Annotated in this window: 13 protein-coding genes; 5 read left to right on the forward strand and 8 right to left on the reverse strand. The window is 66.9% G+C overall.

Annotation, left to right across the window (positions count from 1 at the left end; translation table 11 throughout):
• Positions 1-113: 113 nt before the first annotated feature.
• The gene (gene ggt, locus HTS88_RS09165; protein WP_174177605.1) at positions 114-2003 is read right to left on the reverse strand and encodes a gamma-glutamyltransferase; all 1890 of its coding nucleotides are present in this window, start codon (positions 2001-2003) and stop codon (positions 114-116) included.
• Positions 2004-2169: 166 nt separating this feature from the next.
• On the opposite strand from ggt, the gene HTS88_RS09170 reads away from it, so the two are divergent.
• From HTS88_RS09170 to HTS88_RS09180, 3 genes are all read left to right on the forward strand, one after another.
• The gene (locus HTS88_RS09170; protein ID WP_174177607.1) at positions 2170-3117 is read left to right on the forward strand and encodes an L-lactate dehydrogenase; all 948 of its coding nucleotides are present in this window, start codon (positions 2170-2172) and stop codon (positions 3115-3117) included.
• A 138-nt stretch (positions 3118-3255) separates the two neighbouring features.
• Positions 3256-4581 carry an ATP-binding protein gene (locus HTS88_RS09175; RefSeq protein ID WP_104187045.1) on the forward strand — a complete coding sequence of 442 codons (1326 nt, stop codon included), beginning with the start codon at positions 3256-3258 and terminating at the stop codon, positions 4579-4581.
• Between the two features lie 45 nt (positions 4582-4626).
• Positions 4627-5883 (forward strand): low temperature requirement protein A, encoded by a 1257-nt coding sequence (locus HTS88_RS09180; RefSeq protein ID WP_174177609.1) that lies wholly within the window; start codon positions 4627-4629, stop codon positions 5881-5883.
• On the opposite strand, the gene HTS88_RS09185 is transcribed toward HTS88_RS09180, so the two are convergent.
• Positions 5861-6535, reverse strand: a complete 675-nt coding sequence (locus HTS88_RS09185) for an HD domain-containing protein (protein ID WP_246256126.1) — start codon at positions 6533-6535, stop codon at positions 5861-5863. The two genes, HTS88_RS09180 and HTS88_RS09185, sit on opposite strands and share 23 nt — an antisense overlap.
• 9 nt (positions 6536-6544) lie before the next feature.
• Positions 6545-7426, reverse strand: a complete 882-nt coding sequence (gene gluQRS / locus HTS88_RS09190) for a tRNA glutamyl-Q(34) synthetase GluQRS (RefSeq protein WP_174177611.1) — start codon at positions 7424-7426, stop codon at positions 6545-6547.
• A 340-nt stretch (positions 7427-7766) separates the two neighbouring features.
• Here gluQRS and HTS88_RS09195 point away from each other — a divergent pair, with 340 nt between their 5' ends.
• On the forward strand, positions 7767-8225 hold the full coding sequence (locus tag HTS88_RS09195; RefSeq protein ID WP_174177824.1) for an Lrp/AsnC family transcriptional regulator: 459 nt from the start codon (positions 7767-7769) through the stop codon (positions 8223-8225).
• Between the two features lie 42 nt (positions 8226-8267).
• Here the strand turns inward: HTS88_RS09195 and HTS88_RS09200 are convergent, their stop codons facing one another.
• Entirely contained in the window at positions 8268-8723 is a 456-nt protein-coding gene (locus HTS88_RS09200) for an Lrp/AsnC family transcriptional regulator (RefSeq protein ID WP_082874273.1), read from the reverse strand.
• A gap of 105 nt (positions 8724-8828) precedes the next feature.
• Between HTS88_RS09200 and HTS88_RS09205 the strand changes: the two genes are divergently transcribed.
• Entirely contained in the window at positions 8829-9485 is a 657-nt protein-coding gene (locus HTS88_RS09205) for a LysE family translocator (protein ID WP_174177613.1), read from the forward strand.
• A gap of 6 nt (positions 9486-9491) precedes the next feature.
• Here HTS88_RS09205 and HTS88_RS09210 read toward each other — a convergent pair whose 3' ends face one another.
• From HTS88_RS09210 to HTS88_RS09225, 4 genes are all read right to left on the reverse strand, one after another.
• On the reverse strand, positions 9492-10469 hold the full coding sequence (locus HTS88_RS09210) for a hypothetical protein (protein WP_174177615.1): 978 nt from the start codon (positions 10467-10469) through the stop codon (positions 9492-9494).
• A gap of 71 nt (positions 10470-10540) precedes the next feature.
• Positions 10541-10915, reverse strand: a complete 375-nt coding sequence (locus tag HTS88_RS09215) for a nuclear transport factor 2 family protein (protein WP_174177617.1) — start codon at positions 10913-10915, stop codon at positions 10541-10543.
• 40 nt (positions 10916-10955) lie between these two features.
• Positions 10956-11459, reverse strand: coding sequence for a DUF456 domain-containing protein (locus HTS88_RS09220; protein WP_174177619.1), 504 nt, complete (start codon positions 11457-11459; stop codon positions 10956-10958).
• Between the two features lie 98 nt (positions 11460-11557).
• On the reverse strand, positions 11558-12757 hold the full coding sequence (locus HTS88_RS09225; protein ID WP_174177621.1) for an NAD(P)-dependent malic enzyme: 1200 nt from the start codon (positions 12755-12757) through the stop codon (positions 11558-11560).
• Between the last annotated feature and the right edge of the window lie 110 nt (positions 12758-12867).

Consider the following 12867-nt stretch of genomic DNA (forward strand, 5'->3'; position numbering starts at 1 on the left):
GGCAACCTTCAAGAAGTAACACCTCTCCCTAACGCCCGACGGCGGCACCGAAGGTTCTGAAGCTGCAGAACCCGGGTGCCGCCGTCGGGGTTTTACGAAAGATCCGGCGTTGGCTACTTGTGCGAAGGTTTGACCACCAGGGCCGAGCCCCCGCCGCGGCGCGTCGGTTCGGCCACGGCAGTGGCCTTCTTCCCGTCGTCGCTGAACTCGATGGCCGTAGCGGCGCCGATCTCAGACGCGGACGTACCGGGCGCACCTGCCGCGGAGAAGTTGTGGCCGTACCGTGTGGCAAGGTCCTTTCCATACGGCGTGTCAATGAACGCCTGCTCAGCGGTCACACTTGCCGTGTTGCGCTGCGAGGCACGCGGCGCGGCCAAGGCGTCCTGGATGTTCATGCCCAGGTCAATCCGATTAATGAGCATCTGCAGGACGGTGGTGATGATGGTGGAGCCGCCCGGAGAGCCAAGTGCCAGGAACGGTTCGCCGTCCTTGAGCACAATGGTGGGTGACATGGACGAGCGCGGCCGCTTCCCCGGCTCGATGCGGTTCGGGTCCGTAGCGCTGTAGACGGGCGAGAAGTCCGTAAGCTCGTTGTTCAGGATGAACCCGCGGCCGGGAACTGTTATACCGGAGCCGCCCGTCTGCTCGATGGTGAGGGTGTATTCGACCACGTTGCCCCACTTGTCCGAGACGGTGAGGTTGGTGGTGTTGATGTTCTCCGTATCCGGTGCGTCGTTCAGTGCCATCGGCTTGGCCGGGCACACGCCGTCGTACGACCCTACGTCCCCTGCAGCCACGGGCTTGGTGGCGGCACGATGGGGGTCAATGGCGCAGGACCTCTCCTTCCCGAATTTAGAGTCAAGGACTTCTTCGGTGGGGACATCCACAAAGGCAGGGTCCCCCACGTACTTTCCACGGTCGGCAAAAGCGAGCGCGCTGGCCTCGAGGTAGTAATGCAGAGCCCGCGCGGTATTGTCGTTGCCCCTGCCCTCGCCTTTGGCCAGATCGGCAAGGTTGAAAACGTCCAGGATGTTGAGGGCCTCACCCACGGTCGTACCACCACTGCTGGAAGGCGCCATGCCGTACACGTCGTAATCGCGGTACTCAACGTGAGTGGGGTCTTGGTCAAGGGCCTCGTAGTCATCCAGGTCTTCGGTTGTCATCACGCCTGCCGGACCAGGAACCGGAACTTTGGCGTCCACGGATGAGGGGGCGTTCCGGACAGTGGACACAATCTCTTCGGCAAGCGGGCCCTCATAGAACTCATCCACGCCCTTGTGTCCCAAAATCCGATAGGTCTCGGCAAGGTCCGGATTTGTAAAAACAGTTCCAACCGCGGGAGGAGCACCTCCAGGCAAGAACAGCTCCCTCGTAGCGGCAAACGGAGCAAAGCGGTCCTGGTTGTCCGCAGTCTGCAGCCGGAAGGTTTCGTCCACCACAAAACCATCTTCGGCAACGTCGATGGCAGGTTCCAGCGCTTCTGCAAGGTTCATGCTGCCCCAGCGATCCAGCGCGCGTTCCCAAGTTGCCGGAGTCCCTGGGACACCAACAGACATTCCACTTGTAGCCTGCTTGCGGAACGGGTAGGCAACAGGTTTGTCCGCGGGACTGGCTGGGTCGATGAACGCATCTCTGGGCATGGCGGCAGGCGCAGTCTCACGTCCGTCGATAGTGCTGATCTTTTCCGTCTCGGCGTCGTAGTACACAAAGTATCCGCCGCCCCCGATCCCGGCGCTGTACGGCTCGGTAACGCCCAGCGTTGCCGCGGCGGCGACGGCTGCGTCCACGGCGTTGCCTCCCTTGCGCAGGATTTTGATGGCAGCCTCAGATGCGTCCAGGTCGACGGTACTGACGGCGCCGCCATAGCCGGTGGCTACAGGGGTCTTTTTGGATTTATCATCCTGCCCCGAATCGGCAGATGCCGGGCTGGTTAAGGCACCGGTTGTCACGCTCATCGCCAGCGCTGCAGTGACCGCAGCGAACCGGCGTCCCAGATATGGCATGGTTGCTCCTGAAAGGGGTGCGGGTGAGGTGGATCACACGCTACTCCTCCCGGAATGGACACTCAACGCTCCCGCCTACCCTTGCTGCCTCGGTAGCATGAAAGCCACTGCCGGGAGTTGCACCACCAACACGGGCCCCGTTCGGGCCGGGGAATCGAGGTACCTCATGTCAGGATCCAAACTCGCAGTTGTGGGAGCCGGGAGTGTGGGAAGTTCCCTTGCGTACGCTGCCCTGATCCGTGGTTCGGCCAGCAACATCGCCCTGTTCGACGTCAATGCCGCCAAGGCTGACGCCGAAGTGCTGGACCTCGCCCACGGCACCCAGTTCGCTGCCGCCGCTGCGTCCATGACCGGCGGCGGCGACATCGCCGTGACGGAGGGCGCCGACGTCGTGGTCATCACGGCCGGAGCCAAGCAGGCGCCCGGCCAGACCCGGCTGGACCTCGCCGGAACCAACGTGCGGATCCTGGAAGAGCTTATGCCCCGGCTCCTCAAGCACGCCCCGGACGCGGTCTACGTCCTGGTCACCAACCCCTGCGACGTGCTCACCGTGGCAGCGCAGAAGATCTCCGGGCTCCCGGCGGGGCGTATCTTTTCCTCCGGCACGGTCCTTGACACCTCCCGGCTGCGCTGGCTGCTGGCCCGCCGGGCGGGAGTGGCCGTGCCCAGCGTCCACGCCAGCATCGTGGGCGAGCACGGGGACACGGAGTTCCCCGTGTGGTCCACGGCAACCATCGGACCCATCCCGGTCCGCGACTGGACGGTGGACGGGGAGCACGTCTTCACCCCCGAATACCTGGCCGAGACGGCACGCGAAGTGACGCAGGCGGCGTACAAAGTCATCGCCGGCAAGGGTGCAACCAATTACGCAATCGGCCTCTCCGGCGCGCGCATCGTGGAAGCCCTGCTCCGCGATGACAAAGCAGTGCTGCCGGTGTCCACGGTGCTGGACGGACAGCACGGAATTTCCGGGGTGGCCCTCTCCCTGCCGAGCGTCGTGGGGCGCGGCGGCGTCCACACCGTCCTGGAAATGCCCATGGACGACGGCGAGCTGGCAGCCCTGCAGCATTCCGCCGACACCCTGCGGCACACGCTGGGCACCCTGGGCATCTGAGAACCTTCGCCGGCGCGCGGCCGGCCGTCATGCAACGCCCCCGCAACCCCCGGGCCGCCGCGGTTCGCATATGCTCAGCAGAGCGCTGCACACCGCTGCTCAAACTGTTCAACGAAGAACCACCACAGGAGTAGACCCATGACCAACTGGCGCATCAGGGATTTCCACTCGGCGGACCTGGACGGCATCCTGCACCTCTGGGAAAGCCTCAAGGCAAGCAACGTGGAACCCGTCTACGCCCTCTCCGAGGTACTGGCTTCCTGCGAGAAGGACCACGCCGTGGTGGCGGTGCAGGGCGAGCAGGTGGTGGGGGCCGCCGTCGGACGCGCCGCCCACGACCAGGGCTGGATCGTCTTCCTGGCCACGCTGCCCGAATACCGTGGCCGCGGGATCGGCACCTCGCTGCTCGCCGCCGTCGAAAACCGCATGGCACCCCACGGCCTCAACAAGCTCTCAGCCCTCATGCCGGAGTCCGAAACCCGGGTGGAGGCGTTCCTCAGCCGGGGATTCGCCCTGAAGAAAAACCTGCGCTACTTCGAGCGCACCATCCCCGTCCAGCGGCAGGAGCTCGGCGCGCTCGGACAGCTCGGCGGACGCGTCCTGGCTCGGGACCTCTGGGAAAACGTGGCAGGCATGCGCAAGGAAAAGGAACTGCTGGAACGCCGCCTGGTCCTTCCGCTCGCCGAAGCGGACCTCGCTGACGAGTTCGGCGTAGTGCCGCCGCGCGCCGTCGTCCTTTTCGGCCCGCCCGGCACCGGCAAGACCACCTTCGCCAAAGCCATCGCGTCCAGGCTGGAATGGCCGTTTGTGGAGGTGTTCCCGTCCCGGCTCGCGGCCGACCCGCAGGGCCTGGCCGGGGCACTGCGGGAGACGTTCCTTGAGATCGCCGAACTTGAGCACGCCGTGGTGTTCATCGATGAGGTGGAGGAGATCGCGTCCCAGCGCTCCGGTGAGCCGCCGTCCCCGCTGCAGGGCGTCACCAACGAGCTGCTCAAGATCATCCCGGCTTTCCGCGAGCAGCCCGGCCGCCTGCTGGTCTGCGCCACCAACTTCATCCGCGCCCTGGACTCGGCCTTCCTGCGCCATGGCCGGTTCGACTACGTCATCCCGATCGGACTGCCGGACCGGCAGGCCCGCGAAGCCATGTGGCAGCGTTTCATTCCCGCGCCCGTGGTGGACACCGTGGACGTGGAACTGCTCGTGGAGCGGACCGAGGGCTTTTCCCCGGCAGACATTGAGTACGCCGCGCGCAGTGCTTCGCAGCGGGCTCTGGAGAACGTGGTCTACGGCAAGGACGACGACGGCGGGCTGGGCTCCGGAGGCGCGCTTTCCGTCCGCGGGGCGGTGCGGAAGGGCCCGTCCACCGAGGACTACCTGGACGCCATCGCCGACACCCGGACAACCGTCAGTGCCGAAGTACACCAGGAGTTCCTGGAGGACATCGACGCCCTGGGCCGCGTCTAGGACATAACTTTCGGGGCGGGATCGGCGGGGCGTAATCTTTGACCCATGTCCTCCAATCCCCTCCGCCATGCCATGGCGCGCATGGGCGGCCGAGACCCGCACGAGGCAGACCGGGCCGCCACTCCGCTTGAACTCTTCTTCGACCTGACCTTCGTCATCGCCTTTGGGGTTGCCGGCAGCCAGTTCGCCCACGAAATCGCGGAAGCCCACGTCCTGGCCGGGCTGCTGGGCTTCTCCTTCGCGATGTTCGCCGTGATCTGGGCATGGATCAACTTCACCTGGTTCGCCAGCGCCTATGACACGGACGACTGGATCTTCCGCGTGGTCACCATGATCCAGATCGTGGGGGTCCTGGTCCTGGCAATGGGGATTGAGCCCATGTTCCACTCGCTGGTGGAGGGCGACCATGTGGACAACGCGGTGATGGTGGGCGGCTACGTGGTGATGCGGCTCGCCCTGGTATCCCAGTGGCTCAGGGCAGCCCGGCAGGACCCGGCCCGACGTGAAACGTGCCTCCGCTACGCGCGGTATCTCGCGCTGGTGCAGCTGGGGTGGATCGCGGTGGCCGTGATCGAGGCTGACGTGCCCACCACGCTCATCATGATTGCGCCGCTGATCGTCCTTGAAATGGCCACCCCCTTCGCCGCCGAACGGAAAACCAGGACACCCTGGCACGCGCACCACATCGCTGAACGGTACGGCCTGCTGGCCATCATTGCCCTCGGTGAATGCCTGATCGGCGCCATCGAGACACTCCGGGCCATCGTGGCCAACCACGGCTGGAGCGTCGACGCGGCGCTGGTGGGTTTCGGCGGGACGGCTCTGGCATTTGCCATGTGGTGGATCTACTTCATGCTGCCGGCCGGACGGGCCCTGCACCTGCGCCGGCACCGGTCCTTCCTCTTTGGCTACGGCCATATCCCCATCTTCGCCGCCATTGCGGCCACCGGCGCGGGCCTGCACGTGGCCGCGTACTACATTGACCACGAAGCCCACATCAGCGCAGCCGCGGCGGTGGCCAGCATCGCCATTCCGGTAGCACTGTTCAAGGGCTCCGTGACGTGGCTGTACAGCATCATGGTGGGCCCGGACCGCACGGTGATCACGGTCGCCGGCGGCGTGCTGGCCGCCATGGCCGCTTCAGTCGGCCTGGCTGCGGCGGGCGCATCGGTCCCCGTCTGCCTTCTGGTCATTGTGCTGGCGCTCGGTGCCTCCATCGTGATCGATGAACGCCGCGGGTCCGGCCGGCTGCATCTTGCGCTGCAGAGGCTGGAAGCAGCTACCGCTCCCCGGGCGAGGTAGCTCCGGGAGCCTCACTGCCGGCAGCATCCCCCTCCGGGGCGGCAGGAACGCCGTCGTCGTAGGACAGGTTCTCGTAGTCCGTGGTGTCCTCCTCGTCCAACCGGTCATCGAGTTCCTCCAGCAGCCACGGATTCACGCGGGCCAGGATCTTCCGGATCTCCTCAACCTCGACGGCGGCGTACAGCACCGGGCGGGCGTCCCGGTACTTGGTGACAGGCGGCCTGTCCGGCCACTTGTCCGCCAGAGCCTGGACGCGCTCAGGCAGCGAGTTGTGCGCGTTGTCCGCGATCTTGACCAAGGCGGCGTCATGGTCCTCGGCGATCTCGCGGATCCCTGCCTGGTAATCGTCCGGGTTGCTGTGCAGCCGGTTGGTGACCCGTTCGATGATTTCCACGGCCCGCTCCGATACACCCATGTCCAGCAGGGCCTGCCGGGTCATGGGGGTGTCCTCGGCAATGTCGTGCAGGTAGCCGGCGATCCGGATGTCGTCGTCAAAGTCGGCCAGCGCGTCCCCCACGGCGAGGACGTGGTCCTTGTAGGGCCTTTTCAGCTTGTCCTTCTGGCGGTTGTGGGCCACCTCGGCAAGGACCTTTGCGGTCTCTACGGTGAATGAGGGCGCCGGGGTCTGCTCCGCAGCATGCTGGTCTGACATGCCCTAAGCCTACGGGCCGCCCCACACCCAGGGCTCCCTCGGCAGGGCATCCGGCGCGAACGCAGCCAGGGCGTTCCCTAGCGGCCCTGCCGGCAGCCCCAGCGATTCCAGCAGCCGGTCCCGTACGGCAGCGGGGGGACTCCCCGCGTCCGCGAGGTCCCGGAGCGTCACCGCTCCGTCGCGCTTTGCCAGGCGGGCGCCGTCGCTGTTCACCACCAGGGGAACATGCGCATATTCCGGAGAAGGAATACCCAGCAGGGATGCCAGGTAGGCCTGCCGCGGGGTGGACGGCAGAAGATCGTCGCCGCGCACCACCTGGTCGATGCCCTGCTCGGCGTCGTCCACGACCACTGCGAGGTTGTAGGCGGTGACACCGTCATTGCGGCGCAGCACGAAGTCGTCCACCACGCCGGTGAATTCCCCGTGCAGGAGGTCCCGCACGGTGTACTCGGCCGTGTCAGCGCGGAGCCGGATGGCGGCCGGCCTGGTGGAACGCTTGAACTCCAGTTCAGCGGTATCGAGGTTCCGGCACGTTCCGGGGTAGGCACCCTGCGGCGCGTGCGGGGCGGACGGAGCCTCCTGGATTTCGCGCCTGGTACAGAAGCACTCATAGGTGAGGCCTGCCGCCTCCAGCCGCGAGATCGCCCCGGCGTACAGCGGACCGCGGGCGGTCTGGCGCACCACGTCGCCGTCCCAGGTGACCCCTACGGCCTGCAGGTCCCCCAGCTGCCCGGCCTCTGCGCCGGACCGGGCGCGGTCAAGGTCCTCCACGCGGAGCAGGAACGTCCGGCCGGTGGAGCGGGCAAACAGCCACGCGAGGATTGCCGTGCGCAGGTTTCCTACGTGGAGCTCCCCGGAAGGACTCGGGGCGAAGCGGCCGGCGGAATTCATGGTTCAACACTATGCGCGGGACGCGGCGCCCGGGGACAACACAAGGGCCCCTCAGCTACCGATGACTTCGGACATCCGACGCCGGTAGTTCAGGGGCCCTTGCCGTGTTTACAGAAAGACCATGGTGTGAACAAGAGTCAATCAGGGCAGCCTCCTTGCGGGAAGCGGTGTCCAGTTTCCGGGTGGTGTGCCGGTAGCCTGTGAGCCTGCGGGGATCAGCGATAGCTTTTCCCTCATTGCCAACATTTCACCAGCATCCGTACAGTTGGTGCAACAGGCGCAGCTGCCGTTGATCAGCCTGATCACTCTCAGCGGCGCAAAACGGCAGGAAGTGATCAGATTGCAGGAACTGGACTCCACCGACAAGCGGATCCTCGGGGCGCTGGACGAGGATCCACGGGTTCCCATCATGGTGCTGGCCCAGCGGCTGGGCCTGGCCCGCGGCACGGTCCAGTCCCGGCTGGAACGCATGACGGCGTCGGGCGCCCTTCGCCCCAACAGCAGCAGGGTGCTGCCTGCCGCGCTCGGACGCGGGGTAGCCGCTTCGGTCAGCGCCGAACTGGACCAGAGCCACCTCAACGAGGCCATCGCCGCCCTCCGGGAGATCCCGGAGGTCCTGGAATGCCACGCCCCCGCCGGCGACACGGACCTGCTGATCCGCGTGGTGGCCACCAGCCCTGACGACCTCTACCGGGTGTCAGAGGAAATCAGGCTCTGCCCGGGCATCGTGCGCACCTCCACCAGCATGTTCCTGCGCGAGGTCATTCCGTACCGCACCACGGGACTGCTCAAGGAGTAGGGCGCAGGAGCATCAAGTGCCTGGCAGCATCCGGGACACGGCCTAGACGGGAGGTCCCGCGTTGGACTTCAGGTTCTTCATCACCAGCGTGGACGTCAGCCGCTCCACGCCGGGCAGGGACGTAAGTTCGGCGTCGTAGAACCGCTGGTACGCGGGCAGGTCCTCGGCGATGACCTTCAGCAGGTAGTCGGGGGAACCGAAAAGCCGCTGGGCCTCCACAATGTTGGGGTTGTCCGCCACGCGGTTCTCGAAGATCTCCATGGTTGCCTGGTCCACCTGGCGGAGCGTGACAAAAACAATCGCCTCGAAGCCCAGGCCCACGGCAGCGGGGTCGATGTCCGCTTTGTAGCCCCGGATGACGCCTGCCCGTTCCAGGTCGCGCAGCCGCCGGTGGCAGGGAGCAACCGTCAGGCCCACTTTTCCGGCGAGCGCCGTGGCAGTCATGCGGCCGTCCTCTTTGAGGTGCCGCAAGATATTCCTGTCGATATGATCAATCACGCAAGAATCTTACCGCTTACCTCTCTATGCCAGCGAAAAAGGACAGCACTTCCGCCCCCAAAGTATCTAGGGTTTCTCCTGTTGGATCACGCCGCAGGAGAAACCATGAACCCCGAGCTCTTTTTGGCCTTCGTACTGGTGGCCGCAGCCCTTGCCTGCACCCCCGGCGTGGACTGGGCCTACTCCATCGCCGCCGGCCTCAGGCAGCGCAGCTTTGTGCCCGCGGTGGCGGGACTCTGCGGCGGATACGTCCTTCATACCGTCCTGCTGGTGGCGGGTCTGGCGGCGGTCCTCACGGGCGCGCCGGGGGTTCTCGGCTGGATCACCCTCGCCGGCGCCGGGTACCTGATGTGGCTCGGTATCAGCACCCTCCGCTCCTGGCGGGCGGCGAGCTTCACGGCCGGGGACGGCAGCGGGGGCAGCACGGGGCTTCGCACCTTCCTGCAGGGAATGGGCACCAGCGGCATCAACCCCAAGGGGCTGCTGTTCTACGTGGCGCTCGTTCCCCAGTTCGTCAGCGCGGAGGCGTCCCTGCCGGTCCCGGTGCAGTCCGGCCTGCTGGGCCTGACGTTCGTGCTGCTCGCGGGACTCGTGTACACCGCCGTCGCCCTGCTGTCCCGCACCCTGCTGCAGACCCGCCCCGGCGCCGCCCGGACCGTGACCCTGGCCAGCGGCATCATCATGGTGGTCCTGGCGCTGGCGCTGCTGGCCGAGCAGCTGCTTCCGTTCCTGACGGCCGGCACCTTCGCCACGGCCGGGTAGGCCGCCCTAGTCGCCGCTGAGCTTCTTCCAGTCCTGTTCCCAGATCCGGCGCATCTCCTCGTCCTTGCGGATGGGCACCGGCGCGGCGATCTCCCTCTGCGGCACCGGGTCCTCGTGCCGCCGCCCCCAGTCCCGCGGGTTAAGCGACCTCCGGCTGGATTCAAGGAGCAGCAGCGCCCTGTCCGTGAGGGCGTCGTTACGCAGCGTCAGGTGCGTCTTCCGCCGGCGGAGGACCTCGGCAAGGGTCTGGTTCGCGGCCTCCAGGCGCCCTTCCCGCCGCAGTGCCCGGGCCCTGACCAGCAGCAGCGCGGCGGAGAGGTCATCAGCGTTGAGCAGCCCGTCTGTCCAGTCGATCACCGTCCGGCTCCTGCCCAGGGCCAGCGCCAGGGAACAGCGTGCCAGTGCCATGGGAAGCGACGGCGGCAGTCCGGAGAGAGCGTCCAGCGCAGCTTCCGTGCGCCCCGTCTCCCGCAGCGAGTGCGCCAGTGCCAGGAAGACCGACTCCTCGCTGAACAGAACCGGAACTTCAACCCGCTCGGCCAGCTCGATGCGGGTAACGATCCTGGTGAGGTACGTGGACGAGTAGCGGTTGGCTTCATCCTCATTCCTGGTGGTGAGGCCGCGCTGGAGAAGCTCCGACGCCCGCAGGTAGCCGCCCTGCTTGTAGACCAGCAGGCCGGACATGAGGTAGCAGAGGCCGGCCCATCCCGGGTAGGCCCTGGCGAGCGTGATCAGCTGTTCAGGCTGCCGGCTGGTGAACACGGCGTCGTGCACGGCCTTGGCCGGCTTGGGCGTCATGCGCTTCAGGCGGGGGATCTCGCCGTCCACCGAGAGCAGCGCCGGGTGGCGTCCGCCAAGCACGCCGGTGAGCAGTTCGCCCACTCCCCCGGCGAGGTCATGGACGGGGGTACGCAGCTGCGGCCGGCCGAAAGGTGTGAGGTCGCGGCTGTCCCAATAGATCGGTGCAGTGTCCCCGGCGGTCATCTTTCCATGCTAACCGTGCACCGCCGCCCACGCCGAGGCCCGGCTGCCGGCCGGACGGTACGGAGGCAGGCCTAAGCCCGTTCCATGAACCATTCAGTGAATGCGGCTGCACGGCCTGCCCCGTCGAACCGGATAACCCACAGGTTGTCATAAGAAGGCCGCCCGGCGGAGTAGGTGGTCATGCCCTGGATGAAGGCGGTGTCCGCGTCCGCTCCGAGGAGCTTCCACGTGAAGGTCCAGTCGGCTGGTTCGTCCCGGGCCGCAAGCCAGCCGTCCACAATGCCGTCCCGGCCAAGCCACGGCTCCGGATCGCCCGGCCGGGTCTCGTACCGCGCGTCCTCCGCGAAGAGGTCCCGGATGTCCTGTGGCTCGTTGCTGGCCCAGGCGGCCTGGTACTTTTCCATCCAGGCGTGCACGTGGTCCCGGGCTGAAGGCTGGTCCGTCATGGTGCCGTTGTACGCCCTGAACCGTGCAGGCGCAAGACTTTCAGCCGTTAGCGGCGGCCACCCAGACGCCGATCACCCAGGTGCTGGCGGCGAGGCAGGCCAGGCCGAACTCCGCAAGCATGCCCAGTCCGGTGGCTTTGAGGGCGGCCCAGCTGGAGGTTGTTGCGGAGCCGATGTTCCGCGTGCGCAGGAATTCACTCAGCAGCAGGCCCGCGGCAAAGCCCACAAAGAGCCCCACCACGGGAATGATGAACATGCCCACCACGCCCGCAACCAGGGCAACGGCGATGCTCCGGCTCGGAATGGCGTGCTCCTTGAGCTTCCTGCCGGTGAGGACGGCACTGGCGGCCATGCCTGCCACCACGAACACCATCGCAACCGCGAACACCACCCACCCCGCCGTGCCGGCCCCGCCCCAGATGGCCCAGGCGAGCAGGCCCGCGCCGATGAGGATGCTGCCCGGCAGGACCGGAATGACCGTGCCCGCCACGCCCACAAGGATTGCCAGGCCGGACAGGACGGTCACCACGGTTTCCGAGTTCATGGGTCCCAGTCTATGGTTGGCGCCCCCTTAACCCCCGACGGCGGCGCCTCCCGCGCAGGGGAGGCACCGCCGACGTACGTTCCCTGAGGGAAGGGGCGCTACCCGGCTACCACCGCAGCCGCCACTGCCGCCGTCACGGCGGGGGCGACCCGCGGATCCAGGGGGCTGGGCACGATGTAGTCGGCCGACAGGTCCTCCGCCGCAAGATCGGCGATGGCATAGGCTGCGGCGAGCTTCATGGCCGGGGTGATGCGGCGGGCTCCGGCGTCCAGGGCACCACGGAAGATCCCGGGGAAGGCCAGGACATTGTTGATCTGATTGGGGAAGTCGCTGCGCCCGGTGGCCACCACGGCGGCGTGCTTCACGGCGACCTCGGGCAGCACCTCCGGGTCCGGGTTGGAGAGGGCGAACACAATGGCGTCCCGGTTCATCAGCTTCAGGTGCTCCTCGTCCAGCTTGGAGGAGGAGACGCCGATGAAGACGTCGGCGCCGTCGAGGGCCTCGGCCGGGCCGCCTTCCACGCCGCGGGGGTTGCTGCGCCCCGCGATGTCCGCCTTCTTGCTGGCGGTGTCCGTGGCAAGATCGGCGCGGCTGCTGTTGATGACGCCCCGGGAATCCAGCAGGACGACGTCGGTGATGCCGGCCGCGAGCAGGATCTCGGCGACGGCGATCCCGGCCGCCCCTGCTCCGGAAACCACCACGCGCAGGCCTTCCAGGTTGCGGCCGGTCACCTTGGCGGCGTTGGTCAGGGCGGCGAGGGCAACGACGGCGGTGCCGTGCTGGTCATCGTGCATGACGGGGCAGTCCAGCGCCTCGATCAACTTTTCCTCCAGCTCGAAGCAGCGGGGCGCGGAAATGTCCTCAAGGTTGACGGCGCCGAAGCTGGGGCGCAGGCGGACCAGGGTCTCCACGATTTCATCCACGTCGGTGGTGTTGAGGACCAGGGGGATCGAGTCGAGGTCGCCGAAGGTCTTGAACAGGGCGGACTTGCCCTCCATGACGGGGAGCGAGGCGCTGGCTCCGATATTGCCCAGGCCCAGGACGGCCGTCCCGTCACTGACCACGACGACGAGCCGCTCGGCCCAGGTGAGCGTACGGGCGAGTTCGGGTTTGGCGTGGATGGCCCGGCTGACCTCTGCTACACCCGGGGTGTAGGCGATGGACAGGTCCCGCTTGTTGGACAGCGGAACGGTGCTGGTGATGGAGAGTTTGCCGCCCTGGTGGGCGTCAAAGATCTCGGCTTCCGTCAGCGCGGTGGCTGCGGAATTGTCAGTTGCTGCAAGTGCGTCAATGGACACGTCGTTGTCTCCTGGTGCTGGCCGTGGGCGCACGGCTCGTGAGGCAAGAGCCAATGGCTCGGGCGGTGGCTGGGGTGCGGCAGGATGCCCAGGGGTGGCGGGCCCGTGGG

Origin of the sequence: Pseudarthrobacter oxydans (assembly GCF_013314975.1) — a bacterium.
GTDB lineage: Bacteria > Actinomycetota > Actinomycetes > Actinomycetales > Micrococcaceae > Arthrobacter > Arthrobacter oxydans.